This is a genomic window from Alphaproteobacteria bacterium (assembly GCA_040220875.1).
Classification (GTDB): domain Bacteria; phylum Pseudomonadota; class Alphaproteobacteria; order JAVJVX01; family JAVJVX01; genus JAVJVX01.
This window is the reverse complement of record JAVJVX010000009.1, coordinates 1-26155: the sequence shown is the minus strand read 5'-3', so window position 1 is coordinate 26155 and position 26155 is coordinate 1. Positions and strand designations below refer to the sequence as shown.

24 protein-coding genes are annotated in these 26155 nt (G+C 63.2%); 6 read left to right on the top strand and 18 right to left on the bottom strand.

Annotated elements, in window-relative coordinates; translation table 11 throughout:
- Positions 1 to 93 precede the first annotated feature (93 nt).
- Positions 94 to 1041: an FkbM family methyltransferase gene (locus RLQ26_09635; protein MEQ9088988.1), complete on the bottom strand. Its 948-nt coding sequence runs from the start codon at positions 1039 to 1041 to the stop codon at positions 94 to 96.
- A gap of 173 nt (positions 1042 to 1214) precedes the next feature.
- Here RLQ26_09635 and RLQ26_09630 point away from each other — a divergent pair, with 173 nt between their 5' ends.
- The 3 genes from RLQ26_09630 to RLQ26_09620 all read left to right on the top strand — a co-directional run bounded on the left by RLQ26_09630 (position 1215) and on the right by RLQ26_09620 (position 4034).
- Positions 1215 to 2186 carry a LysR family transcriptional regulator gene (locus tag RLQ26_09630; protein ID MEQ9088987.1) on the top strand — a complete coding sequence of 324 codons (972 nt, stop codon included), beginning with the start codon at positions 1215 to 1217 and terminating at the stop codon, positions 2184 to 2186.
- Between the two features lie 242 nt (positions 2187 to 2428).
- Complete coding sequence (gene mazG, locus RLQ26_09625; protein ID MEQ9088986.1) at positions 2429 to 3247, top strand: nucleoside triphosphate pyrophosphohydrolase; 819 nt, start codon at positions 2429 to 2431, stop codon at positions 3245 to 3247.
- A gap of 10 nt (positions 3248 to 3257) precedes the next feature.
- Entirely contained in the window at positions 3258 to 4034 is a 777-nt protein-coding gene (locus tag RLQ26_09620) for an SDR family oxidoreductase (protein ID MEQ9088985.1), read from the top strand.
- A gap of 76 nt (positions 4035 to 4110) precedes the next feature.
- Here RLQ26_09620 and groL read toward each other — a convergent pair whose 3' ends face one another.
- From groL to ccsA, 13 genes are all read right to left on the bottom strand, one after another.
- On the bottom strand, positions 4111 to 5754 hold the full coding sequence (gene groL, locus RLQ26_09615; protein ID MEQ9088984.1) for a chaperonin GroEL: 1644 nt from the start codon (positions 5752 to 5754) through the stop codon (positions 4111 to 4113).
- Positions 5755 to 5766: 12 nt separating this feature from the next.
- The gene (locus RLQ26_09610; protein ID MEQ9088983.1) at positions 5767 to 6054 is read right to left on the bottom strand and encodes a co-chaperone GroES; all 288 of its coding nucleotides are present in this window, start codon (positions 6052 to 6054) and stop codon (positions 5767 to 5769) included.
- A 216-nt stretch (positions 6055 to 6270) separates the two neighbouring features.
- Positions 6271 to 7533 carry a GTPase HflX gene (gene hflX / locus RLQ26_09605; GenBank protein ID MEQ9088982.1) on the bottom strand — a complete coding sequence of 421 codons (1263 nt, stop codon included), beginning with the start codon at positions 7531 to 7533 and terminating at the stop codon, positions 6271 to 6273.
- Between the two features lie 127 nt (positions 7534 to 7660).
- A complete protein-coding gene (gene hfq / locus RLQ26_09600) occupies positions 7661 to 7915 on the bottom strand; it encodes an RNA chaperone Hfq (GenBank protein ID MEQ9088981.1) in 255 nt (84 codons plus the stop codon).
- A gap of 249 nt (positions 7916 to 8164) precedes the next feature.
- Positions 8165 to 8842 (bottom strand): HAD family hydrolase, encoded by a 678-nt coding sequence (locus RLQ26_09595; protein MEQ9088980.1) that lies wholly within the window; start codon positions 8840 to 8842, stop codon positions 8165 to 8167.
- Positions 8839 to 9717, bottom strand: coding sequence for a D-amino-acid transaminase (locus RLQ26_09590; GenBank protein MEQ9088979.1), 879 nt, complete (start codon positions 9715 to 9717; stop codon positions 8839 to 8841). Before RLQ26_09590 ends, RLQ26_09595 begins: the two co-directional genes overlap by 4 nt.
- Positions 9718 to 9758: 41 nt before the next feature.
- Positions 9759 to 11135 (bottom strand): Trk system potassium transporter TrkA, encoded by a 1377-nt coding sequence (trkA, locus tag RLQ26_09585; protein ID MEQ9088978.1) that lies wholly within the window; start codon positions 11133 to 11135, stop codon positions 9759 to 9761.
- A 33-nt stretch (positions 11136 to 11168) separates the two neighbouring features.
- Positions 11169 to 12575: a sigma-54 dependent transcriptional regulator gene (locus RLQ26_09580; protein MEQ9088977.1), complete on the bottom strand. Its 1407-nt coding sequence runs from the start codon at positions 12573 to 12575 to the stop codon at positions 11169 to 11171.
- Entirely contained in the window at positions 12565 to 14844 is a 2280-nt protein-coding gene (locus RLQ26_09575; GenBank protein MEQ9088976.1) for a PAS domain-containing sensor histidine kinase, read from the bottom strand. Before RLQ26_09575 ends, RLQ26_09580 begins: the two co-directional genes overlap by 11 nt.
- Positions 14845 to 14967: 123 nt before the next feature.
- Positions 14968 to 16410, bottom strand: coding sequence for a nitrogen regulation protein NR(I) (gene ntrC / locus RLQ26_09570; protein MEQ9088975.1), 1443 nt, complete (start codon positions 16408 to 16410; stop codon positions 14968 to 14970).
- Positions 16407 to 17525, bottom strand: a complete 1119-nt coding sequence (locus tag RLQ26_09565; GenBank protein ID MEQ9088974.1) for an ATP-binding protein — start codon at positions 17523 to 17525, stop codon at positions 16407 to 16409. Before RLQ26_09565 ends, ntrC begins: the two co-directional genes overlap by 4 nt.
- 4 nt (positions 17526 to 17529) lie before the next feature.
- The gene (dusB, locus tag RLQ26_09560; protein ID MEQ9088973.1) at positions 17530 to 18531 is read right to left on the bottom strand and encodes a tRNA dihydrouridine synthase DusB; all 1002 of its coding nucleotides are present in this window, start codon (positions 18529 to 18531) and stop codon (positions 17530 to 17532) included.
- 90 nt (positions 18532 to 18621) lie between these two features.
- Positions 18622 to 19446: a cytochrome c biogenesis protein CcsA gene (ccsA, locus tag RLQ26_09555; protein ID MEQ9088972.1), complete on the bottom strand. Its 825-nt coding sequence runs from the start codon at positions 19444 to 19446 to the stop codon at positions 18622 to 18624.
- Between the two features lie 176 nt (positions 19447 to 19622).
- Between ccsA and RLQ26_09550 the strand changes: the two genes are divergently transcribed.
- From RLQ26_09550 to RLQ26_09540, 3 genes are read left to right on the top strand one after another with little or no spacing between them, the layout of a single operon-like run.
- Positions 19623 to 20804, top strand: coding sequence for a bifunctional 2-C-methyl-D-erythritol 4-phosphate cytidylyltransferase/2-C-methyl-D-erythritol 2,4-cyclodiphosphate synthase (locus RLQ26_09550; GenBank protein ID MEQ9088971.1), 1182 nt, complete (start codon positions 19623 to 19625; stop codon positions 20802 to 20804).
- Between the two features lie 5 nt (positions 20805 to 20809).
- A complete protein-coding gene (locus tag RLQ26_09545) occupies positions 20810 to 21313 on the top strand; it encodes a phosphatidylglycerophosphatase A (protein ID MEQ9088970.1) in 504 nt (167 codons plus the stop codon).
- On the top strand, positions 21306 to 21803 hold the full coding sequence (locus RLQ26_09540; protein ID MEQ9088969.1) for a CinA family protein: 498 nt from the start codon (positions 21306 to 21308) through the stop codon (positions 21801 to 21803). Before RLQ26_09545 ends, RLQ26_09540 begins: the two co-directional genes overlap by 8 nt.
- A gap of 27 nt (positions 21804 to 21830) precedes the next feature.
- Here RLQ26_09540 and RLQ26_09535 read toward each other — a convergent pair whose 3' ends face one another.
- From RLQ26_09535 to RLQ26_09520, 4 genes are all read right to left on the bottom strand, one after another.
- Positions 21831 to 22286 carry a type II toxin-antitoxin system RatA family toxin gene (locus RLQ26_09535; GenBank protein MEQ9088968.1) on the bottom strand — a complete coding sequence of 152 codons (456 nt, stop codon included), beginning with the start codon at positions 22284 to 22286 and terminating at the stop codon, positions 21831 to 21833.
- Positions 22287 to 22294: 8 nt separating this feature from the next.
- Positions 22295 to 23239 carry a lipoyl synthase gene (gene lipA / locus RLQ26_09530; GenBank protein ID MEQ9088967.1) on the bottom strand — a complete coding sequence of 315 codons (945 nt, stop codon included), beginning with the start codon at positions 23237 to 23239 and terminating at the stop codon, positions 22295 to 22297.
- A 55-nt stretch (positions 23240 to 23294) separates the two neighbouring features.
- Positions 23295 to 24695 (bottom strand): dihydrolipoyl dehydrogenase, encoded by a 1401-nt coding sequence (gene lpdA / locus RLQ26_09525; protein ID MEQ9088966.1) that lies wholly within the window; start codon positions 24693 to 24695, stop codon positions 23295 to 23297.
- 11 nt (positions 24696 to 24706) lie between these two features.
- Positions 24707 to 26155: 2-oxo acid dehydrogenase subunit E2 (locus RLQ26_09520; protein ID MEQ9088965.1), on the bottom strand; the 1449-nt coding region annotated here is incomplete at its 5' end.

The window sequence follows — 26155 nt, the reverse complement described above, 5'->3', positions numbered from 1 at the left end:
CACTGGCCTCTCGGGCGCTGCGTGATAAATTGTCATAATATATATTATGCGACAATTAGATTTGCCGGCAGGCAGACCGATCAAGAGCGTCCCCTATCTGATGAGCGCGCGAAACGCTCGCGTCATCCGCGCCGGCGGCAGCGCCATGACATCGGCCGCCTCCTCACCAAGCTCGTCCAGGCGTTCGATTGGACGGCAGCCTCCGGGGTCCACAGCATAAAAATCCGGGTAGCCGAGGCTGCGGAGAAATTCCAGAACTTCGGCGGGCGATCGGCCAAAGCGGCCGAGGTTGGCATCGCACTCGAAAAGAATCGCAGGCAGGCAGCGACGGAGAACATCCTGCCCACCCCGGAAGACGTCGAACTCAGCCCCTTCGACGTCGATCTTGATGACGTCTGGCGGCGGCGCATCAAAGCGGTCGACCAGCGTATCGAGCCGGATCATCGGCAAACGCAGCCGCCGGCTGCCCTGTTCGCGAGCCGCCAGCGACGCGTGGATAGCATGCCGGCTCAGGAAAAGGTCGGCCGTGCCGTCCTCGGCGCCCAGCAGGACCTGCAGAACCCGCGCCTTCCCGAGCCCGTTTGCCGCCAGGCTGTTCGCGGTGGCATGGGCGAGGCTCGGTTGAGGCTCAAAGGCGAGAACCGTGACCTGGTCCTCAAGTTCAATCCCCACTTTCGTGGCCATATAACCGGCATTGGCGCCAATATCGTAGAAAACCTGCCCAGGCTGCAGTACGGCGCGACAGGCGCGCCAGACGTGATCGTCCCAGCCGCCCGAAACCGCGAGGCCCGCATAAATATCAAGATTTTCGAAATCTACCGCCAGATCGAAACCGACCGGGGTGCGGAACAGGGCTTTCCGTCCGCCGCCCAGCCAGCGGCCGAGGAGGCGCGGAATTCGTGCCCGCCCCCGGGGCAGCATCCCGTATGCCGCGATGCTCGCCGTCAGAAGCCAGTCCCGCCGGGGCCAGGCCGCGACGTCCCCGGCCGGCCTTACCTCGAATTCCGCGAGGGATCCGACCTCTTTTCCGCTGCCTGGCATCACCCTGCCCCCCGGTATTTTCCGCCTGGACCTTACGGGGCTGCCGCGAGGCGGACAATCTCCAAGCGATTTTCCCGGCATCCCGACATGAGGCAGGGTCACGGATTATGCGTTGACAGTGGGGACCTTCCCGATATCATTATTTCCAAATAAAATATAATAGGGAGACGCTCATGGACCGTCTCACGAATCTCGAAGTGTTCGTGAAGGTGGTGGAAACCTCGAGTTTCACCGGAGCCGCGGAAAAACTGGGCCTGTCGCGTGCGGCCGTGAGCAAGCATGTGATGCAGCTCGAGGAGCGCCTCGATGCGCGCCTGCTCAACCGCACAACGCGCCGGGTCAGTACCACCGAAGTGGGCCGCGCGTATTATGAGCGCGCGGTTCGTATCCTGCACGATCTGGAAGAGGCCGACCTGGCCGCCAGCCAGCTTCAGGACGAGCCGCGCGGCACGCTGCGGGTCAGCGCGCCCATGTCCTTCGATCCCGGCCGCCTTGGCGCTTTCGCGGCTGATTTCCTTGCGCAATACCCGGATCTGCACCTCGACCTGGCCCTCAATGACCGCCAGATCGACCTTGTGGAAGAAGGCATCGATGTCGCGCTGCGCATCGGCGAATTGAAGGATTCGAGCATGATTGCGCGGCGCCTCGCCCCGTTCCGGCGCACGCTGGTGGCCTCACCCGGCTATCTCGAGTCCCACGGGACACCGGAAACGCCCGACGATCTCCGGCACCATAACTGCGTGCGCTACTCCTTCCCCGGCCGCCCGCCCGGCTGGCGGCTCACCGGTCCCGACGGACAGCGCCACGAGGTCGACGTCTCGGGGCGGTTTTACGTCAACAATGCTGCCGTCGTGGCGCAAGCCGTCATCCAGAACGTCGGCATCGGCATGCTGCCCACGTATTTGAGCGGTTATCACGTCAAGGAAGGCCGCCTGCGGCCGGTGCTGCCCCGCTACCGGACATCGGAAGTCGATATTTACGCTGTCTACCCACCCAACCGGCATCTGTCGGCCAAGGTCCGGGTCTATATCGACTATATGGTCAAGCGATGGAGCCCCAGGCCGGATTGGGACATCGCCTACGACGCGGGCGTCGTCAAGTATTGCGGCGCCGAATGCCTGGAAGAGGAAGTCGCGGCCGAATAGCCGGCTCCCGGGTTCCTGGTCAGCACCCTCCCCCGAAGCCCGTCACGATCTTGGGATCCCGCCACCATTTCTTGACCCGGTGACTGCGGCTATTGCGTCGCGCTTCCCTCGGACAATGGGCGCCTCGTCTTCTCGGCCGCGCCTGGGCTGTATTCTCACGGCCGGTTCGCATGGTAGAAGCACCCCATGTCTGTGCATATCATTCCCCGCCTCCCGCCCGTGCGGCTGTTTCCGCGGCCGGCATGACGGCATCCGGCGACTCCTCTCTTCCGCGCCTTCTGGCGGTGATGGCCCGCCTCCGCGATCCGGCGAACGGCTGCCCGTGGGATCTGGAACAGAGTTTCGAGACCATCGTTCCGCACACCATCGAGGAGGCCTACGAGGTCGCCGAAGCGATCGCCGAGGGGGACCGGACGGCGCTTCGCGACGAGTTGGGCGATCTTCTGTTCCAGGTGGTTTTCTACACGCGCATCGCCGAGGAGGAAGACAGCTTCACTTTCGAGGATGTCGTCCGTCATATCACCGACAAGATGATCCGCCGTCACCCTCATGTTTTTGGTACGGCCGATATTCCCGACGCTGCCGCCCGGACGGGGGCGTGGGAGGCGCACAAAGCTCGCGAGCGCGAGGAAAAAGCGGCGCGGGAAGGCCGTGCGTCCTCGGCCCTTGACGGCGTTTCGCGCGCCCTGCCCGCCCTCACCCGCGCGCAGAAGCTCCAGAAACGCGCGGCACGCGTCGGCTTCGACTGGCCCGACATGGCCCCTGTTCTCGACAAGATCCGCGAGGAGCTGGCCGAGGTGACGGCCGAACTCGGCCAGCCGGACAACCGGCTCCGCGTCGAGGAGGAAATCGGCGATCTGTTTTTTGCCGTCATCAATCTTGCCCGCCATGCCGGGGTCGATGGGGAAACGGCATTGCGCCGGGCAAACCGGAAATTTGAAACACGCTTTCGTAGCGTCGAGCGCGCGCTGGCGGCTGACGGCAGGACACCGGAGCGGTCGACACTCACGGAAATGGACCGGCTTTGGTCGGAGAGCAAGAAATCCTCGGGGCAAACATAGGGGCAGAGCGATGACGACACCTCGCAAAGTCGAAACCATCGTCATTACCGGCGCCTCGGCCGGGATTGGCGAAGCCCTGGCCCGCAAACTTGCGGGCGAAAACCCGGCGCGACGGATGGTCCTGACGGGACGGCGCGCGGATCGGCTGATGGCGCTGTCAGATGATCTGGCCTGTGCCACCCATGTGCTGGCGCTCGATATGCGGGACCGGAAAGCAGTCTTCGAGGCCTTCGAGAGCCTGCCGGCCGAATTCGCCGAGGTCGATGTGCTCATCAACAATGCCGGCCTCGCCCTTGGGCTCGAGCCGATCTATGCGGCCGATCCCGACCAGCTCGAACAGATGATCGATACCAACGTAAAGGGGCTCGTTTATGCGACGCGCGCCCTTTTGCCCGGCATGGTGACACGCAAATCCGGCCATATCATCAACCTGGGGTCGATCGCCGGCACCTATCCCTATCCGGGCGGGCATGTCTATGGCGCCACCAAGGCTTTCGTCGAGCAGTTTTCGCTTGCCATGCGCAGCGATCTTCTCGGGACGCGCGTGCGCGTGACGAATATCGAGCCCGGCATGACGGAAACCGAGTTTTCCCTCGTCCGCTTCGGTGGCGATGCGGCAAAGGCGTACGAGGTTTATCGCGGCATCGATCCGCTGACGGCCGAGGATATCGCCGAGACGATCGCGTGGTGCCTGTCGCGGCCGCCTCATGTCAACATCAACCGGGTCGAGCTGATGCCGACCGCCCAGGCGACGGGCGCCTTCGCGGTTCATCGCAACACGGAGTGAGCGGCAAAAGAAAAGCGGGGATCGAGACCCCCGCTTTTCCTGCTGTTTCCTGCGGTTCGGGTGAACCGGCACCGGGCTACATCATGCCGCCCATGCCGCCCATGCCACCCATACCGGCGGCACCCGCGCCCGAATCATCGTCAGGCTCGTCGGCGACCATTACTTCGGTGGTGAGGAGCAGGCCAGAGACCGAGGCCGCGTCCTGAAGCGCTGTGCGGACGACCTTGGTGGGATCGATGATCCCTTCCTTGATCATGTCCACATATTCACCCACCTGGGCGTTAAAGCCGCGGTTGGGGTCATTCTGCTCCATCAGCTTGCCGACGATGACCGAACCGTCCTCGCCCGCGTTCTCGGCGATCTGACGCAGCGGCGACTGCAGCGCGCGACGGACAATATCGATGCCCACCCGCTGCTCGTCATTCTCCGCCTTGAGGCCGTCGAGTGCTCGGGACGCATAAAGAAGCGCCACGCCACCGCCCGGCACGATGCCTTCCTGCACCGCGGCCCGCGTCGCGTGCATCGCGTCATCGACGCGATCCTTGCGCTCCTTCACCTCGACCTCGGTCGCGCCGCCGACATGAATCACGGCAACCCCGCCCGCCAGCTTGGCAAGGCGTTCCTGCAGCTTTTCACGGTCGTAATCGGACGTCGTTTCCTCGATCTGGGCCCGGATCTGGCCACAGCGGGCCTGGATGTCGGCCTTCTTGCCGAGTCCGTTGACGACAGTGGTCTCATCCTTGGTAATGACCACTTTCTTGGCCTGGCCCAGCATCTTGAGATTGACGTTCTCGAGCTTGATCCCAAGATCTTCGGAGACGACCTGGCCGCCCGTCAGGATCGCGATGTCCTCGAGCATCGCCTTCCGGCGATCGCCGAAGCCCGGCGCCTTGACGGCCGATACCTTGAGACCGCCGCGCAGCTTGTTGACCACCAGGGTGGCGAGCGCTTCACCTTCCACATCCTCGGAGAGGATCAGCAGGGGCCGGCCCGACTGAACGACCGATTCGAGAAGCGGCAGCAGCGGCTGTAGGCCGGTCAGCTTTTTCTCGTGCAGCAGGATGTAGGGTTCATCCAGCTCGCAGACCATCTTGTCGGGATTGGTGATGAAATACGGCGAGAGATAGCCGCGGTCGAACTGCATACCCTCGACGACTTCGAGTTCGCTCTCGAGGCCCTTGGCTTCCTCGACCGTGATAACGCCCTCATTGCCGACCTTTTCCATGGCTTCGGCGATCATCTTGCCGATCGACGCGTCGCCATTTGCCGAGATCGTCCCAACCTGGCCGATTTCCGCACTGGTCTTGACCTTGCGCGAGCGTTTCTCCAGGTCCGCCACGACCTTCTTCACGGCGAGATCGACGCCGCGTTTGAGGTCCATCGGGTTCATCCCCGCGGCCACGGCCTTGGCGCCCTCGCGCAGAATGGACTGCGCCAGCACCGTAGAGGTGGTCGTGCCGTCGCCGGCGAGATCACCTGTCTTGCTGGCGGCCTCCTTGAGCATCTGGGCGCCCATGTTCTCGAACTTGTCCTTGAGCTCGATTTCCTTGGCCACGGTGACGCCGTCCTTGGTGACTCGCGGCGCACCGAATGCCTTGTCGAGGACCACGTTCCGTCCTTTCGGACCCAACGTGACCTTGCAGGCGTCGGCAAGAAGATTGGCGCCTCTCAGCATTCTCGAACGTGCGTCCGAGCCGAACTTGATCTGTTTTGCTGCCATGTCTCCTGCTCCTTATTCCAGAACGCCGAGGATGTCAGATTCCTTCATGATGAGGAGTTCCTCGCCGTCGATTCTGACTTCGGTCCCGGACCATTTGCCGTACAGGACCTTGTCGCCTTTCTTCACGTCAGGCTTGCGGATCTTGCCCGTTTCGTCGGGCGCGCCCGGACCCACAGCGACCACCTTGCCCTGGCTGGGTTTTTCCTGAGCGGTATCGGGAATGATGATCCCGCCGGCCGTCTTTTCCTCGGCCTCGACCGCCTTCACCAGGACGCGATCATGCAAGGGGCGAAATTTCATATGTCCTCTCCCTCGATTTGGATGCGTCATTAGAGATTGATCTGATTGGATTGTCCGAGGCGTTGGCACTCTCGGGATGAGAGTGCTTAGCACTCGGTTGAGTGGAGTGCTAAAAGAATTCAGGCCCCCCGTCAAGCGAATTCGTGCCCCGCGGGCGGTTGCCAACGAATTGTAAGAATTGGTGTTTTCCTGGTGGACGAGCCCCCGTGACCGGGGTCAGGCCAATTCCGGCCAGTGGCGCGCGAAGCGCCCCACATCTTCGGGCGCAAGGCCGACGACGAGGCGCAGCCCGGTCGCTCCTTCGTGCCGGTCGAGCACCCTCCCATGCCGGTACAGCCACGCCAGAGCCGCCCCCTCCCCCGCAGGCAGGCGATATTCCTGGATCACTCGGCCCTCATCGAGCTTACGGTCGATCACCTCGAGCAGGCGCTTGCATCCCTCTCCCGTCAATGCGGAAAGTCCCACCTGCTCCGATGCTGTCTCCGCCCGGGCCTGTCTGGCGAGTTGGACGTCGATTTCCGCGCGCTTGTCCGGTGCCAGAAGATCGATCTTATTGAACACCTCGACAGCTCCCTCGGCCAGATCGCGGTCCTCCGACAACTCGGCAAGGACCCCAAGCACGTCCTCCCGCTGCTGGGCGGTTTCGGGATGGGCAATATCGCGCACATGAACGACGATATCGGCCGATTCGACCTCTTCCAGTGTCGCCCGAAAGGCGGCGATGAGCTGGGTCGGCAGATCCGAGATGAAGCCCACCGTGTCGGACAGGATCACTGTCCGGCCGGATGGCAGACCGACCGCGCGCATGGTCGGATCGAGCGTGGCGAACAACATGTCCTCGGCCCGGACTTCGGCCTCAGTCAGCCGGTTGAACAAGGTGGACTTGCCCGCATTGGTGTATCCCACCAGGGCCACGACGGCATACGGTACACGCTTGCGCGCCGCCCGGTGCAGGCCGCGCGTCCGGCGGACATCCTCCAGCTCCCTTTCGATCCGGGTAATCTGCTCGGCCAGCTTGCGACGATCGGACTCGATCTGCCGCTCGCCAGGCCCGCCGAGGAAGCCGACGCCACCGCGCTGGCGTTCAAGATGGGTCCAGCTACGCACCAGCCGGCTGCGCTGATAGGTGAGCGAAGCAAGCGTGACCTGCAGGCGACCTTCCCGCGTTCTTGCCCGTTCGCCAAAGATCTCCAGGATAAGCCCGGTACGGTCGATGACCTTGGTGGAGAGCTCCCGCTCCAGGTTCCGCTGCTGAACGGGGCTGAGTTCGCCATCGACAATGACCACCCCGATTTTCCCGTCCGCAACCTTCTCTGCGATTTCGGCCACGACCCCCTGCCCCAGCAGCGTCGCCGGCCGCGGCCTGTTGAGCGCCACCACCCGGGCCCCGACCACGTCGAGCCCGATGGCTTCGGCCAGGCCGATCGCCTCCTCGAGCCGCGCCTGGGCGTCGCGGACCGGGCCGCCCCGCCGGCTGATTTCGGGATGGAGAACGAACGCGCGGTCCGGGCCGTCGCTGTCGGCGCGCTCGCCATCCTTGGCCGGCGACCGGTCCAGTCTGGCGAGGTCCGTGCGCTGAGAGGCCAGGCGCCGACGGCTTACGGGACTAGTCGTTGTCGGCCCCCTCTTTATCACCGTCGAAGAGGCTTATCGGGCCCGCCGGCATAATGGTCGAGATCGCGTGCTTGTAAACGAGTTGGGACTGGGTATCCCGGCGCAGCAGCACGCAGAAATTGTCGAACCATGTCACGATGCCCTGGAGTTTGACGCCATTGACCAGAAATACCGTGACGGAGACTTTGTTCTTGCGGATGTGATTGAGAAACGTGTCCTGAAGATTCTGGGATTTTTCTGAAGACATTAGGTTGTCCAAATTTTCTGATTATAATTTTTTGTTGTCTTTTACTTCGTTTCCCCGCCGCCCCTCCACCAAGCCTGAAGAAGTACTTCGGCTCTTGTTATAATTGCCGGTCCTTGAATGTTCGATTTCGACCCGCTCTTTTCGGGCCGCTCTATTCGGGCCGCGTCCTGGCGACGTGCCAGGGCTCCATCGCCGCCGGCACGCATCCCTGGCCCGGAAACTCCGATTTAAACACAGTTTTCCGGCCAGTTATAGACGTTCCAGAAGCCGATGGAGGGCCGCGCAACCGGCGACGTGCAACACCGGCCGGCAGTGGTCGAATTCCCCCGGCCGGGGCGGCTCGTCACGGATCAGAATACCCGGGCAGCCGGCTTCCGTTGCGCATTCGAGATCCACGACCGTATCTCCAACGAACCAGACATCTTTCCCCCGGGCGATGCCGGAAGGCGCAAGCGCCATATCCACGGGCGCGGGATCGGGCTTGTCCGCGGCCGCATCATTGGCACCGATGACAGCACCGAAATAGCCGTCCCAACTCAGATGAGCCGCCTCCGCCCGCAACAGGCGGCCGGTCTTGTTGCTCACGACAGCCTGGTAGACTCCCCTTTCGGCGACCGCCGCCAGCAACTCGCCGGCTCCAGGCCGGGGGCGCAGGAACTCGAGATGGCGCGCTTCAAAGGTCCGATAGAAGATATCCCGCGCCTCCTCCCATCTGGAGCCGAACATCTCCGGAAAACTGTCGCGCAGCGAACGTCGAACGCGCTGGCGGGTCTGATCGAGGTTCCAGGGAGCATGCCCCATGGCCTGCTGCGCAGCGGTGAGCGCCGCGTGCACCACAGCCCAGTTATCGGCGAGCGTGTTGTCCCAGTCGAACAGAACCGCTTTGGGCAACGCCAGCCCTCGCGCGGCCACGTCTCCGTCGCTCACGTCGCGGCCTCCGCCCGGCCGGCCATCTGTGCGTCAATCGTGGCAGCATAGGCCGCGGCCAGACGGCGGCTGACCGGACCCGGCCGGCCGCCGCCAACCGGTTTACCGTCGATCTTTACGACCGGAAGCACGAAGGAGGTCGTGCTGGTGAGAAACGCCTCGCGCGCGGACAGCGCTTCGTCCAGCGTGAATTTCTCCTGTGCGATCGCAAGCCCCTCTCGTGCGGCCACCTCGAAAACGACGTCACGCGTTATGCCGGCCAGGATCGAGCGGTCAAGAGAGCGCGTGCGAATCCGGCCGCTGGCGTCGATAATCCAGGCATTCGTCGAGGTTCCTTCCGTGATGAAGCCATCGGCATCTATCTGCCAGGCCTCGAATGCGCCCGCGTCGCGCGCCGCCTGCTTGCCGAGCACGTTTGGCAACAGCGCGATTGATTTGATATCGCAGCGCGTCCAGCGCAGATCCGGCACGGTAATCACGTCGATTCCGGTTTCAAGCAGGGCCGCCGGCGGCAGCCGGCCGGACCGGGCCGTGACCACGAGGCTCGGGACCGGACGGGCCGGAAAGGCATGATCTCGGCGCGCTTGGCCACGGGTAATTTGCACGTAGACGATCCCGTCCATCACACGATTGCGATGGCAGACCCGACGGATGACCTGGGCGAGCACAGACGGGGTGACAGGCCAGTTCAGATGAATGGCATCGAGCGATCTTTCGAGACGGTCGATATGCCTTGCGTAATCGATCGGCCGTCCGTGACGGATCGCAATCACCTCGTAGACTCCGTCGGCGAATTGATAGCCGCGGTCCTCAATATGGACCCTGGCCTGCCGGTGAGGCAGGTAGCGTCCATTGACATAGGAAATGCGTGACATGGTTTTAAAATATCCGGAACCGACCTCGATCCGCCGGTCCTCTAGAAATATTCGAGCCGAACCGCGAACATCTTTTCGACTTTTTTCACGGCATTAGATGCCGCGTAAAGAATAACAAGATCCTTGGAGTGAATAACCGTTCCGCCGCGCGGCATGATGACTTCCTCGCCCCGGACAATGGCGCCGACAATCACGCCCTTGGGCAGCTTGGCCTCCCGCAGGGGAGGACCGACGAGACCGGACGTCTCCAGGGCCTCGGCCTCGATGATCTCGCCAAATCCCTCGCGCAGGGAGTGCACCGCCTTGATCCGGCCCTGGCGTACATGACGCAGGATGGTCGAGACGGTGATCGCGTTGGGATCCACCACGGCATCGACACCAAGGTTGGAAACCAGAGAATTGTAGGTCGGCGTGTTCACGAGCGCCAGCGCCTCGCGCGCGCCGTGACGCTTGGCGAGAAGCGTGGCCAGGATATTTACTTCATCCTCGTTGGTGACGGCGACCAGCATGTCGCAGGTCGCGACATTGGCCTCTTCAAGGATTTCAGGATCAAGCGCATCCCCGTGAATGACCGTTGCCTGGGACAGGGACTCCTTCACCATCTGGGCCGTGTCGAAATTCTGCTCGATGACCTTGAGCGACATGTCGGGGTGGCTTTCCTGCAGGCTCTTGGCCAGAAACTGGCCGACATTGCCTCCTCCCACGATAATGGTCCGCGACGCAGGATTTTCCTCGTGCCCGAAGGCCGCCATCGCCCGTCGCACCTTGCCGCTTTCGACAACGAAATACACTTCGTCCCCGACCTTCAGCATTTCATTGTCGTCGGGCACGATCATCTTCTCGTCGCGGATAATGCCGACGATGATGATGTCGAGCTGCGGGAAGATTTCTGTCAACTGACGCAGTGGCGTGTCCAGAAGCGGACAGTCTTCCTGACAGCGCACGGCGACCGCCTGAACCTTGCCGTCGGCGAGCGGGATGACGTCGGCCGCGCCTGGGGCCTCGATCTGGTGCCGAATAGCCTCGGCCACCTCTTTTTCCGGCGAGATCGCAACATCGATCGCCAGATTGTCACGCGAGAAGAGCGTCCCCCACACAGGATCAAGATAAGCCTGCGACCGCACTCGTGCGATTTTGGTGGGCACGTCGAACAGCGCCCCCGCCACCTCGCAGGCCACCATGTTGATCTCGTCGATCTGGGTGACTGCGATCAGCATATCGGCGTCGGCAGCGCCGGCCTGTTCCAGAATTTCAGGGTGCGAGGCGAAGCCGTGGATGGCACGCACGTCCTGGGTCTCACTGATTCGACGAATCAGTTCGGCCGACTGGTCGATGACCGTGACGCTGTTGTTTTCCGATGCGAGTTGCCGGGCGATCATCATGCCGACCCGGCCAGCCCCGCAGACAATGACTTTCATCGATAAATCCTTAAAACCGGCGAGCACACCCGCTCAGGCGCTCATGCCCCGCCCTTTTTCCGTCTGGGAGATTCCCAGAAGTTTCAGCTTGCGATGTAAGGCCGAGCGCTCCATGCCAATGAAACTGGCTGTTTTGGAAATATTGCCGCCAAATCGTGTCACCTGTGCCAGAAGGTAGTCGCGCTCGAACATTTCACGCGCCTCGCGAAGAGGCAGTGCCATGATCTCGCTGCCCCGTTCCCACTGCACCACGCCGGGGGCGATATTGATCACCTCCGCCGGCAGCATGTCCGCCTTCAGGGGCTGCCCCGTTTCGCCCGGCGCCATGATCAGCAGCCATTCAACCACGTTCCGAAGCTGGCGCACATTGCCCGGCCAGTCATAAGACTGGAGCGCCGTGTTGACGTCCTCGCCAATCAGACGCGCCGGCAGGCCGTGCGTAACCGAGGCGCGTTTCATAAAATATTCTGCCAGCACCGAAATGTCGTCCCGGCGGTCCCTGAGCGGCGGAACGTCAATCGGTACCACGTTCAGCCGATAAAAGAGATCTTCGCGTAACAACCCTTTTTCGATCTGCTCGGCGAGGTTCCGGTTGGAAGACGAGATTACCCGGACATCCACTTCGACGGGCATATTGCCCCCGACCCGGGTAAAAGTCTGGTCCTGCAATGCGCGCACGATCTTGCCCTGAGTTTCGAGCGGCATATCGGAAATTTCGTCAAGAAACAGCGTGCCGCCATGGGCACGCTCGAAAAGCCCGATCTTGGCGCCCGTATTCTCGCCATCGCCCGTCACTTCGGCACCGAACAGTTCCAGTTCGAGATTCTCGGGCCGCATCGTCGCGCAATTCAGGATGACGAAAGGCCCGGCCGCCCGCGTCGATTGCCGGTGGATGAGCCGCGCGACCACCTCCTTGCCCGAGCCGGCGGGGCCCGTAATCAGGACCCTGCTGCCAGTCGGTGCAACCCTGTTGATCATGGCGCGGAGATGATTGGTCGCGGGAGATTCGCCCACGATGTCCTCATCCGATCCCGCCTTCTGGCGCAGCTCGAGATTTTCCCGCCGAAGCCGGGCATTTTCGATGGCGCGCTGCGTCACCAGCAGCAGTCGGTCCGCTTTGAAAGGCTTTTCGATAAAGTCGTAGGCACCGAGCTTGATCGCCTCTACCGCGGTCTCAATATTTCCGTGACCGCTGATCATCACGACGGGCAAGCCCGGATATTCACGCTGGATCAGCTCCAGCACCTGCATCCCGTCGAGCCGGCTGCCTTCGAGCCAGATATCGAGCAGCACCAGGCTGGGAAGGCGCTGGCGGATCGACGGGAGGGCCTCGTCACTGCCCGCGACCGTCCGCGTGACATAGCCCTCGTCTTCCAGCACGCCCGAAAGCAGCATCCGAATATCGGCCTCGTCGTCGACGATCAGGACTTCATGCGCCATGGGCCACCTCTCTAATTTCGCCATCTCCAGGCTCTATCCCGGTGCCGGCCGCGGCCAGAGCGCGGAAAATGATGCGGACGCGGGCGCCGCTCCCTGCCTCGGCCGGGGCGTTTTCCAATAGCAAATCAGCCTGATGGTCCTCCAGAATTTTCTTTACAATCGCCAGGCCAAGACCGGTTCCCCGCTCACGGGTGGTGACATAGGGTTCCGTCAGTTTTTCCGTCGACAGGTCCGGCGGCAGCCCGCGACCGTTATCCCCAACGATCAGCACCGGCAGGCCCGAAGAATCCCCCTTGGCACGAAAGTCGAGCGTGATGCGCCCTCTTTCCAAGGTCTTGCTCTTGCCCTTCTCGCGTCCGTCAATCGCATCGACGGCGTTTTGCAGAAGGTTCGTCAGGACCCGGCTCATCTGTTCCCGGTCGCAATTGAGCCAGACCGCATCTTCCAGACCCGATGTTTCGAAAACGATATCACTCCGCCCGCTCGCCTGCAGGAAAATAGCCTGGCGGCAGATCTCGGATAAGTCTTCCATCTTCATACGTGGGGCCGGCAGCCGGGCGAATTCGGAAAACTCGTCCACCATGCGCCGCAGGTCGCTGACCTGCCGAACGATGGTTTCGGTACACAGACTGAAAATTTCAGGATCCGTCTTGATCTCGTCCATGTATTTGCGCTTGAGCCGCTCGGCCGCGAGCTGGATCGGTGTCAGTGGATTCTTGATCTCGTGCGCGATCCGCCGCGCAACCCCGGCCCAGGCGGCCTTGCGCTGGGCCGAGACCAGTTCCGTTATATCATCGAAGGTCACGACAAACCCGAGAACCTGATCGCCGTCGCGCTCAGCCGAGATTCTCACGAGCAGTGTATGAATGCGCCCCCCGCGGACCAGTTCCACCTGAGACTGGGTCAGGCCGCCAGGGTGACGCAGCGCGTCGTCCAGAAAGCTCTTCATTTCAGGCACCGTCTCGTGCAACGGATGCCCGATCCAGCGCGGCATGTTGGTGAACAGCAGCCGGGAGGCGGTGCGATTAGGCAGGTTGATCCGCCCCGAAGCGTCAAGCCCGACAACCCCGGCCGACACGCCCGAGAGCACCGCCTCCGTGAAGCGTCGGCGCAGGTCAAGCTGACGATTTGCCTCGACCAGTTCGGCCTGCTGGCTCTCGAGCTGGCCGGTCATGCGATTGAAGGTTCGGCTCAACGTGCTGAGTTCGTGATCATCGGACCCCTCGGGAACCCGGACCGACAGATTCCCCTTGGCCACCTCTTCCGACGCATCGATCAGACGGCCGATGGGCCGCACCAGTTCCGTCGCCAGGGTCAGTCCAACCCAAATGGCCGACAGCAGCAGCAGCAGCGTTACCGAGGTGAAAGTCCCGATGCCGACGAACTGCAGGTAGGAGCGCTTTTCCTCCAGGCTAAAATATTTCTGGACCGTCACCCGGGTTCGGTCGATATGGGCCAGCACCTTGGGGTCAACCGCACGGCCGACGAAAAGAAAGATATCCTGGGTCGGGCTGAGCTGCGCGAGCGCCCGAAGCCGGTCGCTGTTATCCGAGGTGAGAACCGCGATCTCGCCCTCTTTGGCGCGGTTGAGTGCCCAGATCGGCAGCGGCTCGATCTGCAGGCCAAGCGTAAAGCCGCCGCGCGCGAGAATCCGCCCGTTCTCGTCGAATATGACCGCCTCGCTCAGATTCCGCAGCGCCGTCTGGGTCTCCATGATCCGGTTCAGGCGCTCGGGATTGGTCAGGAGCAGCGGACCGTCGTCGCGTAAATCCTTGGTCATGGCCGCCAGGTCCGCCCGGATATTGTTTTTGTGCTCTTCCAGATAGGCTTCGGCCACGGCGAACGATTCGGCCAGCGACGTCTTGACCTGATCGGAAAACCAGGCCTGTACACCGAAATGAAAGATAAGCCCGGAAAACACGGCGACGACGATGGCCGGTGTCACCGCAAGAAGACCGAACAAGATGACCAGTCGCACGTGAAGCCGTGAGCCTGCCATTCGTTGGCGATGGGCAATCCAGAGACGTACGATCCGGTAAGCGATCAGGCTGCTGAGCAGCAGGAGAACAAGAATGTCGAGGGTAACGATGGGCACGCGATAGGCTGCCAGCCCGCCCCATCCGGTCAGCGCCCCATAGGTGAGGATGCCGAGCGGGGCCGCGGCCAGGATGAGGCCCACGGCCAGCTTGGGCTGCAGTCTGTGCCGTTCGGCCCAGTTGCGGGGCCGCTCAAGGGGCCCAGTGCCGCGGCGTTCCGTGATCGCTTCCATATACGAGGCACCTGTCTCCGCCTGCGGCAGTATCCGCGGGCCCCGGTGGTCAAAGAGCCTTGCGAGACAGGAGCTTAACCCATCCGGACAAAACCTCAACCAGCGAAGGGCTCGCGGATACGGCTATTTCAGGCCGCGGCTGACGGGAATGTCGAGCTCGCGAATCTTCTTGCGCAAGGTATTCCGATTGAGGCCCAAAAGCTCGGCTGCCCGAAGCTGGTTCCCCCCCGTTGCCTGGAGACTGAGCGATATAAGCGGCCGCTCCACCTCCCGAACCACGCGACCATAGAGGCCCGACGCCGGCAGTGCTTCACCATGGGCGGCAAAATACTGGCCAACGTGGCGTTCCACCGCCTCGCCCAGCGATTCGCTCTGCACCGCCGGACCGCCATCGCTGATCCCCCGGGCATCGGCAAGCTCGCCCTCGACAACCGCCGAATCGATCACTTCCTGGGCATGCAGCACAGTCAGACGTTTGACGAAGTTCTCGAGCTCGCGAACATTGCCGGGCCAGCCGTAGGCCACCAGCTTTTCCATGGCCGTCGGCTCCAGACGCTTGAGCGGCAGGCCCGAGTCCGCCGCCTCGGCGAGGAAATGATTGACCAGTTCCGGGATATCCTCGCGCCGTTCGGCCAATGGTGGCAGACGTACTGGCACCACATTCAATCGGTAAAACAGATCTTCGCGAAACAGGCCCTGACGGACAAGCTGGCGCAGATCGCGATGCGTCGCGGCAACGATCCGGACATTTGCCGAGATCGGTGTGCGTCCGCCCACCCGCGTGAACTCTCCTTCCTGCAGGACACGAAGCAGCCGGGTCTGAGCGTCGAGTGGCATATCCCCGATTTCATCGAGAAACAGCGTCCCACCCTCGGCCTGCTGAAACCGTCCGTCGGAGCGCGAGACAGCACCGGTAAAAGCGCCCTTCTCGTGGCCGAATAATTCCGCCTCGATCAACTCGCGGGGGATGGCGGCCATGTTGATCGCGACAAAGGGGCCATTGCGCCGTTTGCCGAAATCATGCAGCGCTTTGGCGACGAGTTCCTTGCCGGTCCCGGATTCGCCTGTGATCATCACCGTCAGATCGGTTCCCATCAGTCGGGCCAGCACGCGATAGATTTCCTGCATGGCGGACGAGCGCCCGATCAGCGGCAGGCGCTCATCCGCATGTTTCTGATGCGTTGCCGGCGCGCGGGGGGCGGCCGGCTCCAGCGCCCGGCGCACGATGGTCACCAGTTCCTTGAGGTCGAACGGCTTGGGCAGATACTCGAAAGCGCCGCGCTCCGCCGCATCCACCGCCGTCAGCATGGTGTTGCGCGCGCTCAGGACGATCACACGCAGATCCGGGCGCGCCTTGCGGATCTGTGGTAGCAGGTCAAGGCCATTGCCGTCGGGCATGACGACATCGGTGATGACGAGATCCCCCTCGCCCTGATCGATCCACTGCCAGAGGTTCGAGGCCATTCCCGTGGTCCGGACGTTGTATCCCTCTCGTCCAAGTGCCTGATGCAGGATCGTCCGGATGGCCCGGTCGTCGTCGGCGACCAGAATGGTTTCGTGGCTCATATCTGCTCTCGCACCGCGGCGCCCTGATAGACCGGCAGCATCACCCGGAAGATCGTGCGTCTGGGTGCGCTCTCGCATTCGAGAATGCCCCCATGGTCGTCGACGATCTTGGCCGACAGCGCCAGCCCGAGCCCGGCGCCGCTGGCCTTGGTCGTCACGAACGGGTCAAAGAGCTGGCTCTTCAGGTCATCGGGAATGCCCGGACCGTTGTCCTGAATCTCGATAATCAGCGGCAGGGCAATCCGCGCTGTCCCGCCCCCGACGGAAACGCTCAGCCCATGACGGTAGGCCGTCGACAGGATGATTTCGCCCCCGGTGGCCGGAAGCGCCTCGGCTGCATTCTTGACCAGGTTAAGGCATACCTGCACGAGCTGATCGCGATTGCCGCGCGCCGGGGGCAGCGAGGGATCATAGGAGAGCGACAAGGTCGCGTGCCGCGCAAACCCCGCGCGCGCAAGACGCTGCACGTGATCGAGGACCTCATGCAAGTTGACCGGATCGGCTGGCAGCACGCGCTGGTCGCCGAAGCCTTCCATCCGGTCGACAAGCGCACAGATCCGGTCGGTCTCGTCACAGATCAGCCGGGTCAACTCGCGCCCGGCCGGATCCGCCTCCGTCTCCAGCAACTGGGCCGCGCCGCGGATCCCCGACAGGGGGTTCTTGACCTCATGCGCAAGCACGGCAGCCATCGCCGTCATGGAGCGTGCCGCCCCCTTGTACAGGAGGCGGCGGTCGATCTGCTGGGCAAGCGTGAGTTCATGGATCGTCACCGAGACATGCCCCGACCGATCGTCGAGGGCCGAAAGCTGGAGCGAGACTTCGTGCGAGCCGATTTTCGGCGAGACCAGATGCAACCCGTGTTCCGCCGCGCTGCCCCCGGATTCGCGCACCTGCCCGGCGAGGCTGAAGACCGGGTGATCTTCCGCCAGGAACTCGGACAGAGGACGGTTCCGAAGGTGAGCTAGCCCCATTTGCAGGAGCTGCTCGGCCGCGCTGTTCGCGTATACGATCCGATCTTCGCGGTCCAGCACAAGCACCGCATCGGGCAGCGCCTGAAGGATGGCATCCGCATTCAGCGCCGGCACGCGCGGCGGGAGACGCTCCACCTTCGCCATAATGTCAGGCCGCCATGCCAAGATCGCGCCGGGTAAAGAATGCCGTGATCATATCGCGTACCTCGGCCGGCTCGGCCAGACGGTTGACGGCCGAGCGGAATTCGGCCGACCCCGGCAGCCCTTTCGAATACCAGCCAACATGCTTGCGCGCGATCCTGACGCCCGCCTCTTCGCCATAGTGAGAGAGTAAGGCATCGTAATGTTCGAGAAGGATCCTGCCGCGCACCTCCGGCGCCGGATCGGGCAGGCGCGTGCCGTCGGCCAGGAAGCGGATAACCTGGCCAAGGAACCATGGCCGGCCATAGCTTCCCCGCCCAACCATGACGCCCTGGGCGCCGGAACGGCGCAGAATCTCGGCTGCGTGGTCCACCGTCACCACATCCCCGTTGGCGAGAACCGGGATGCGCACCGACTCCGCCACCTCGCGGATGAAATCCCAGTCGGCCTGACCGTTATAAAGCTGGCACCGCGTGCGGCCATGGACCGTGATCATCTGGATCCCGGCCTCCTCGGCGATTTTCGCCAGGCGCGGCGCGTTGCGGTTTTGCTGATTCCAGCCCGTCCGCATTTTCAGCGTCACAGGCACATCCACCGCGCTCACCGTCGCCTCCAGGATGCGTCCGGCCAATACCTCGTCCTTCATCAAGGCGGAGCCGGCCTCGCCATTCACCACCTTCTTGACGGGACACCCCATGTTTATGTCGATGATGGCGGCACCCCGGTCCACGTTGAGCCTGGCCGCCTCCGCCATGACGCGAGCCTCGCACCCGGCAAGCTGCACCGCCATCGGAAACTCGTCGGCGCAATTGTCCGCCATTTTCATCGACCGCCGGGTCGCCCGGATCATGGCCTCGCTCGCGATCATCTCGGATATCACGAGGCCGGCACCAAAGCCCTTGACCAGACGGCGGAACGGCATGTCCGACACGCCCGACATGGGCGCCAGAACCACGTTGTTTTCCAGCGTCACGGGACCGACGGAGATGGGGCGCAGCAAGCTCGTCATGAAATTTTGCTCGATCTTTAGGCAATACCGCCCAATGCTCATTTTCCGGGCACATTAGGCGTCAGGCTCAAGCCTGGCAAGCCCGCCCCGTCACCGGCCGAGCAACACATAGCTGATGAACTTGACTCCGGGAAAAGCCAGGCTCAGCAGCAAATAGGCGACCAGAATCCATCGTGCCGCCTGCCGGCCCCGCATCCCGCTTTGCCAGTGGATGGCGAGAAGAATGGCGATGGCCAGGAACGAGAGGAGAACCAGGAGGGTCTTGTGGTCAAGGACAAGGAGCTGACCCGAGCTCCTGAACTCTACCGCCATGCCTGTCGCGAGCCCGAGGAGAAGCACTACCCCGGCAGCGGCCAGCAACCCGATCTGCAGGGTTTCCGCGGTTCGTGCCGCGGGAAGAATATCCGATATTTTACTTTTTTTTCTGGATTTTAGTGATCTTTCTTGAATTATTACTGCAAGAGCGCTCACCGCCGCCAGCGTAAGCAGCCCGTAGGTCACGACCGAGACCACGACGTGAAACAGCAGCCATGGATCGCCCAGCACGGCGCCCACGGGGCGCGCCTCCGGTGCGCTGCTCGGCAGGAATTCCGTGAGCAGCGCCAGGAGGGCCAGGACTGCGAGATAAGGATAGACCAGGGCCGCCAGCCGATGGGCACCGGCCGATACCAGCGACAGGAACAGATACAGGATCGCCGCCCAGGTGACGGTTACCCAGAGGGAGCCCGCCGGCCCTGCGTGCCATACGCCGGCCGGCCCGCTCAACCCCGCGGCCAGATAGCTTGCGGGACCGGCCACGGCAACCAAAGCCAGAGCCCAAAAGACGGAATTGCGTGTCCCCTCGCCCCAATGGGCGCGCAGCCCGGCGGGGACCAGGGACAGGATGGCGCAGGCCGCCAGCAGCAGATGACTCATGCCCCTTTCCCTCCCCAAGGTTCGCAACAACAAGGTCCGCAACGGCGGGTAGCATATATCGAAATCCGTGCCGATCGCGTAAAAGGACGCATGTTTTTGCCCGAATTCAACCTTCACGGCGGGAGTCCCGCCCAAAAGCCGGTACCGAAGCGGCCCGGCAACCTGGCGCTGGTGGCATGACGGGGGTTTATGCACTGATCGTGGCGGCCGGCCGTGGCGCGCGCCTCGGCCACGAGACGCCCAAGCAGTATCTCGACCTCGGCGGCAGGCCCGTCCTGGCCTGGTCGGCCGCACGTCTGAAATCCCATCCCGAAATCGCCGGCGTCGCCGTCGTCATCCACCCCGATGACCGGGTTCTCTACGAGACGGCTTGCGCAGGGCTGGATCTGCTGCCCCCGGCCGTCGGCGGCGCGACAAGACAGGAATCCGTACGGAACGGGCTTATTCATCTGACTTCCCATAATCCGGACGCGGTTCTGATCCACGATGCGGCCCGCCCGTTCGTCGACGAGGCTTTGATCTCCCGGGTCATCGCCGGGCTGGAGACGGCCGACGGCGCCCTGGCCGCGCTTCCCGTCGCCGATACGCTAAAACGCGCGGATTCGTCCGGAGAGACGAGTGCGGAGACGGTGGCGCGGGCCGGGCTCTGGCGTGCCCAGACGCCGCAGGGTTTCCGCTTCGTAGCCCTGATGGCGGCCCACGAAGCGGCTCGCGCGAGTGGCCGCTCGGATTTCACCGATGATGCGGCCATTGCCGAGGCGGCCGGCCTCACGGTAAAGCTGGTCCCCGGCAGCGAGGATAATTTCAAGGTGACGACGACCGACGATTTCGACCGCGCGCGACGCATGTGCGAAAGGGACTGGGTCTATCGCACCGGCCAGGGGTTCGACGTGCACCGGTTCGAGACGGGCGACCATGTCTGGCTTTGCGGAATCCGGATTGCCCATAGCGCCGGCCTCAAGGGCCATTCGGATGCCGATGCCGGGCTGCACGCGGCGACAGACGCGCTTCTCGGGGCGATCGCGGCCGGCGATATCGGCGACCATTTCCCGCCGTCGGACGAGGCCTGGCGCGACGCATCCTCGGATCGCTTCCTCGCGCACGCAGCCGAACTGGTGCGCGCGCGGGGCGGCGAGATCACCGGGCTCGACCTGACGCTGATCTGTGAGGCGCCCAGGATCGGCCCCCACCGGGCCGCCATGACACGCCGCGTGGCCGAAATCCTGGCCATCGCCCCGGACCAGGTGGGCATAAAGGCGACCACGACAGAAGGGCTCGGCTTTACCGGACGAGGAGAAGGCATCGCCGCCCAGGCGGTCGCGACGGTGCGCCTGCCTCGCACCAACCGAACCGGGTAAGGCTCATGTCCCGTCTCGACCTGCCCTGGAATCTCCCCTTCACCCATCCGATAAGCCTTATCGTGACATGGTTCGGCGCCGGACTGATGCCAAGGATGCCGGGCACGTGGGGGGCGGCGGCCGCGCTCCCCTGCGCCTGGGTAATTGTCGAGCAGTTCGGCCTTGTGGGCCTTTGGATCGCAACCGTCCTCGCCTTCTTTCTCGGCTGGTGGGCCTGCTTCGTCGTCCTGTCCCAGGTCAAGGATGGCGCGAGCCACGATCCCGGCCTGGTCGTCATCGACGAGGTCGCAGGACAATGGATGGTGCTCCTCGCGGTGCCGCTCAATCCGACAGCCTATCTTCTCGCATTCGTATTGTTCCGCCTGTTCGATATCTGGAAGCCCTGGCCCATCCGCCATCTGGAAAGCGCCCTGCCTCCGGCCTTTGCGATCATGGCCGATGACGTGGTGGCCGGGCTTTATGCCAGCCTCGGGTTTCTGGCGATCAGCATAGGGCTTCACTATGTTTGACGCCGACAGTCTGGCGCTTGCCACCCATCTTCTGGAGAGTTTCCGGCGCCGGAATGCCATGATCGTGACTGCCGAATCATGCACCGGCGGACTGATTGCCGGCCTCCTGACCGAGATTGCGGGCTCGAGCGACGTGGTCGAGCGCGGCTTCGTGACCTACACGAATGTTGCGAAGCAGGAATTGCTGGACGTGCCGGAGAGTTTGCTGCGCCTGCGCGGGGCCGTCAGTGCCGAAGTCGCGACCGCCATGGCCGATGGTGCTCTTGGCAACGCCCGCGCGGAAATCAGTGTCGCTGTGACCGGCGTCGCGGGTCCGGGGGGCGGCACGATGGAGAAGCCCGTGGGTCTGGTTTACATCGCCTCCGCCGGGCGCGGACTCAAAACCGTGGTACGCGAACATCGTTTTGCCGGCGACCGCGCGGGGGTGCGCCGGCTATCGGTGCTGGCGGCGATGAACCTCGCTCTCTCGCAACTCGAATTTCTCCCATAACCGGGCGGGCCGCGCAGGCGGCGCCACTCAGGCCGCGCGCTTGCCGTACAACTCCTCCGCGCGGGTCTCGAACGCATGCACCATGCGACGCACCGCCTCGTGGAAGAGGGGCTCCATCACCCGGCGCAACAGGGCCGGGCCAAATTCGAAATCGACGCGGAAAAACACCCGGCAGGCCGGGACGCCCGAACTAAGCGTTTCGGGTTCGAACCGCCAGTGATTGTCGAGATGGCGGAACGGCCCCTTGATGTAATCGACGTCAATTGTATGGGGCCGGTCGAGGATGACGCGTGAGGTGTAGGTTTCTCGGAGCATCTTGAAACCGATCACAAGATCGGCGCGCAGCTCATCCCCGTCGCGCTTGTGGACGCGAGAGGCGATGCACCAGGGCAGGAATTCTTGGTACCTGTCGATATCGGCGACGAGGTCGAAAAGTTCCTCGGGACTATAAAGCAGAACGCGGGTTTCCTGATGAGACGGCACAGTTCCCCCTAACCGGGATGTCCGTCCCGCGCAAGCTGCGACTGGCGCGCCGCACGGAGTTTCTCGAAGTCATCACCAGCATGATAGGAGGACCGGGTGAGCGGCGAGGCCGAGACCATCAGGAACCCCTTGCCCCGCGCGGTCCGCGCATAGCCCTCAAATTCATCGGGCGTAACGAAACGTTTGACTTCGTGATGTTTGGGCGTCGGCTGCAGGTATTGGCCGATGGTAATGAAATCCACATCGGCCGCCCGCAAATCGTCCATTACCTGCACCACTTCATCCGCGGTTTCGCCGAGCCCCACCATGATCCCGGATTTTGTGAAGATCGACGGGTCGTGCCGCTTCACGTCGCTCAGCAGGCGCAAGGAGTGAAAATAACGTGCCCCCGGCCGTACGGCCGCATACAGCCGGGGCACGGTCTCGAGGTTGTGATTGTAGACATCCGGCTTCGCGGCACAGATCGCCTCCACCGCGCCTCCCTTACGCAGGAAATCCGGCGTCAGGATTTCGATGGTTGTCCCCGGTGAGGTCTTGCGTATTTTTTCGATACACGCGACGAAATGCGCCGCGCCGCCATCGGGAAGATCGTCGCGATCCACGGAGGTGATGACGACGTGTTCCAGGCCCAGCCGGCCGACTGCTTCGGCCAGGTGGTCGGGCTCATGCGGATCGAGAAGATCGGGCTTGCCGGTCTTGACGTTGCAGAAGGCACAGGCGCGCGTGCACACGCTGCCCAGAATCATGACGGTCGCGTGACGCTGCGCCCAGCATTCGCCGATATTTGGGCAGGCCGCCTCTTCGCAGACCGTGTTCAGGCGCAACTCGCGCATGAGCTTGCGCGTGCGGTTATATTCGGCCGATACCGGCGCCTTGACCCGAATCCAGGACGGCTTGCGGAGCGCGTGCGCCGCCGTGTCGCCTGCCGTTTCCAGCCCGGCATCGGGCGCCATGTTCTGGATGTCCGTCAAACGGGTCTCCTTTCAGTGCCGGCCCCCGCCATCTCCTTTAGATGTGGAGTACGCGACCATAGGCGTCAAGGACCGACTCGTGCATCATTTCCGATAGTGTCGGATGAGGGAAGACGGTATTGATCAGTTCCGCTTCCGTCGTCTCCAGCGTACGCGCCACGGCGTAGCCCTGGATCAGTTCCGTCACCTCGGCGCCGATCAGATGAGCGCCGAGGAGCTCGCCGGTCTTCTTGTCGAAAACGGTCTTGATCAGGCCCTCGGACTCGCCGAGCGCAATGGCCTTGCCGTTCCCCTGGTAGGGAAAACGACCGACGCGCACGTCATGGCCCTTTTCCCGGGCCGCCGTCTCGGTCAGGCCGACGCTGGCGATCTGCGGCCGGCAATAGGTACAGGCGGGGATATTCCCGGTATCGAGCGGATGCACGCCTTTTTGCCCGGCGATTTTCTCGACACAGATGACGCCTTCGTGGCTGGCCTTATGAGCGAGCCACGGCGCCCCGACCAGATCGCCGATGGCGTAGACGCCAGGCTCGCCCGTCTCCAGCCACTCATTGACGACGACATGGCCTTTTTCCACCTTCACCTTGGTTTTCTCGAGGCCGATGTTCTCGACGTTGCCGGTAATGCCCACGGCCATGATGACCCGGTCCACTGTCCGCGATTCGGTCTTGCCGCCTTTTTCAATCGTCGCCGTGACGTTATTCTTGCCTTTCTTGAGGCTCTTTACGCCGGCTCCGGTGACGATCTTGATGCCCTGACTGGTAAAGGCCTTCTCGGCCAAGGCGGAAATTTCCGCATCCTCCACCGGCAAGATCCGGTCGAGCACCTCAACCACGGTGACCTCGGCGCCCAGCTCGCGATAGAAGCTGGCAAATTCGATTCCGATGGCTCCCGAGCCCACGACCAGCAGCGACTTCGGCATCGTTTCGGGGACCAGCGCCTCCTTGTAGGTCCAGATCAACTTGCCGTCGGACTCTAGTCCCGGTAGCTGGCGCGCCCGCGCGCCGGTTGCAAGGATGATGTGCCGGGCCTCAAGCTCGGCTACGCCCTTGCCATCCTTCTCCACCGCCACCTTGCCCCGTCCGGCGAGATGCCCCGCCCCCTCAATGACCGTCACCTTGTGCTTCTTCATCAGGTAGCCGACGCCGTTACTGAGCTGGCCCGCAACCTTGCGCGAGCGTTCGACGATCTTTTTGAGGTCGATCGAGACATTCTCGGCCTTGAGACCGAAAGACGCGGCATTTTTCATCAGGTGATAAACTTCCGACGTCCTGAGCAGCGCCTTGGTCGGAATGCATCCCCAGTTCAGGCAGATCCCGCCCAAATGCTCGCGCTCCACCACCGCCGCCTTCATGCCGAGCTGGGATGCCCTGATGGCGGCGACGTAGCCGCCGGGTCCGCCGCCGATGACGATGAGGTCGAATTTGGTGTCCGCCATATTCCGATTCCTTATAGCAACATGCCGACGGGCTCCTCGATCAGCGCCCTGAACGCCGCGAGGAATTCAGCTCCGACAGCCCCGTCCACGACACGATGATCGCAGGACAGCGTCACCGACATCATGTTCCGGATGACAATTTCGCCATTCCGCACCACCGGGCGCTCTTCGCCCGCGCCAATTGCCAGGATCGCACCCTGTGGCGGGTTGATGACAGCCGCGAACTCCCGGATCCCGTACATGCCGAGATTGGAGATCGAGAACGTGCCGCCCTGATATTCCTCGGGCTGGAGCTTGCCCTCCCGCGCGCGCCCCGCAAGGTCGCGCATCTCGGCCGAGATCTGCCGGAGCCCCTTGGTTTCGGCGGCCCGGATGATCGGCGTGATGAGCCCGCCTTCAACCGCCACCGCGACCGAGATATCGGCGCGCTTGAACATCTTGAGACCCTCGGCCGTGAACTCTGCATTGGCCGCCGGCACCTGCTTGAGCGCCACGGCCACGGCCTTGATGACGAAATCATTGACCGAAAGCTTGAAAGCGCCCTCACCCTCCGGACTTGCGGCATTGAGCCGCTTGCGTGCGGCGAGCAGGTTGTCCGTCTCGCAATCCACCGTCATGTAGAAATGCGGAATTTCGCGCTTCGATTCACTCAGTCGCTTGGCGATGATCTTGCGCGTGTTGGACAGCTTGACGAGATCGTAGGCCGGTTCGAGTTCGGCATCGGCCGCCGCCGCCGCGGCAGCGCCACCCCTGGCCGCACCCGTGGCGAGGGCTGTTTCCACGTCGGCCTTGATGATCCGTCCGTGGGGGCCTGAGCCCGCGATTCGCGCGATATCGAGGCCCTCGTTTTCCGCGATGCGCCGGGCAAGCGGGCTCGCGAAAATACGTCCGCCCGGACCCGTCGCCGGTTCGCCTTCGGCAGGCGGTCGGGCGCCGCGAGCGCCGCCGCCTTGTCCCGTGCCCTGCTTGGTGTGCAGGATTTTTTCGACGTCTCCCTTGACGATGCGTCCGTCCGGCCCCGTCCCCTTGACGGCGGAAAGGTCAATTCCCGCCTTCGCTGCCATGCGCCGGGCAAGGGGGCTCGCCTCGGCCGGTTTTTGAGCGGCCGGCGCTGCTTCCGCGCTTGCCTCGGACGATTCGCCGTTCGGGGCCGCTTCGGCCGACGGACCCGCCCCGGATGCCTTCGGCGTATACCCCTCAAGCGCAGAACGATCCTCGCCCTCCTCGAGAAGAAGAGCAATCGCCGTGTTCACCTTGACCTCTTCCGTCCCCTCGGCAACGAGAATCTTCCCCAAAACACCCTCGTCAACAGCCTCAACCTCCATCGTCGCCTTGTCCGTCTCGATCTCCGCAATAACATCCCCGGCCGAAACAGAATCACCCTCGGACTTCAGCCATTTCGCCAAAGTCCCCTCCTCCATCGTCGGCGAAAGCGCCGGCATCGTTATCTCAATGGGCAT

Excerpts from the sequence above, each read along its gene's own strand:
- lipA (MEQ9088967.1), bottom strand. The coding sequence starts at position 23,239 with ATGGCGCCCGATGCCGGGCTGGAAACGGCAGGCGACACGGCGGCGCAC.
- lpdA (MEQ9088966.1), bottom strand. The coding sequence starts at position 24,695 with ATGGCGGACACCAAATTCGACCTCATCGTCATCGGCGGCGGACCCGGC.
- mazG (MEQ9088986.1), top strand. The coding sequence starts at position 2,429 with ATGACGGCATCCGGCGACTCCTCTCTTCCGCGCCTTCTGGCGGTGATG.
- trkA (MEQ9088978.1), bottom strand. The coding sequence starts at position 11,135 with ATGAAAGTCATTGTCTGCGGGGCTGGCCGGGTCGGCATGATGATCGCC.
- RLQ26_09545 (MEQ9088970.1), top strand. The coding sequence starts at position 20,810 with ATGTCCCGTCTCGACCTGCCCTGGAATCTCCCCTTCACCCATCCGATA.
- RLQ26_09635 (MEQ9088988.1), bottom strand. The coding sequence starts at position 1,041 with ATGCCAGGCAGCGGAAAAGAGGTCGGATCCCTCGCGGAATTCGAGGTA.
- hfq (MEQ9088981.1), bottom strand. The coding sequence starts at position 7,915 with ATGTCTTCAGAAAAATCCCAGAATCTTCAGGACACGTTTCTCAATCAC.
- RLQ26_09580 (MEQ9088977.1), bottom strand. The coding sequence starts at position 12,575 with ATGGCGCATGAAGTCCTGATCGTCGACGACGAGGCCGATATTCGGATG.
- RLQ26_09550 (MEQ9088971.1), top strand. The coding sequence starts at position 19,623 with ATGACGGGGGTTTATGCACTGATCGTGGCGGCCGGCCGTGGCGCGCGC.
- dusB (MEQ9088973.1), bottom strand. The coding sequence starts at position 18,531 with ATGACGAGCTTGCTGCGCCCCATCTCCGTCGGTCCCGTGACGCTGGAA.
- RLQ26_09610 (MEQ9088983.1), bottom strand. The coding sequence starts at position 6,054 with ATGAAATTTCGCCCCTTGCATGATCGCGTCCTGGTGAAGGCGGTCGAG.
- RLQ26_09590 (MEQ9088979.1), bottom strand. The coding sequence starts at position 9,717 with ATGTCACGCATTTCCTATGTCAATGGACGCTACCTGCCTCACCGGCAG.
- groL (MEQ9088984.1), bottom strand. The coding sequence starts at position 5,754 with ATGGCAGCAAAACAGATCAAGTTCGGCTCGGACGCACGTTCGAGAATG.
- RLQ26_09620 (MEQ9088985.1), top strand. The coding sequence starts at position 3,258 with ATGACGACACCTCGCAAAGTCGAAACCATCGTCATTACCGGCGCCTCG.
- RLQ26_09575 (MEQ9088976.1), bottom strand. The coding sequence starts at position 14,844 with ATGGAAGCGATCACGGAACGCCGCGGCACTGGGCCCCTTGAGCGGCCC.
- RLQ26_09540 (MEQ9088969.1), top strand. The coding sequence starts at position 21,306 with ATGTTTGACGCCGACAGTCTGGCGCTTGCCACCCATCTTCTGGAGAGT.
- ccsA (MEQ9088972.1), bottom strand. The coding sequence starts at position 19,446 with ATGAGTCATCTGCTGCTGGCGGCCTGCGCCATCCTGTCCCTGGTCCCC.
- RLQ26_09630 (MEQ9088987.1), top strand. The coding sequence starts at position 1,215 with ATGGACCGTCTCACGAATCTCGAAGTGTTCGTGAAGGTGGTGGAAACC.
- ntrC (MEQ9088975.1), bottom strand. The coding sequence starts at position 16,410 with ATGAGCCACGAAACCATTCTGGTCGCCGACGACGACCGGGCCATCCGG.
- RLQ26_09565 (MEQ9088974.1), bottom strand. The coding sequence starts at position 17,525 with ATGGCGAAGGTGGAGCGTCTCCCGCCGCGCGTGCCGGCGCTGAATGCG.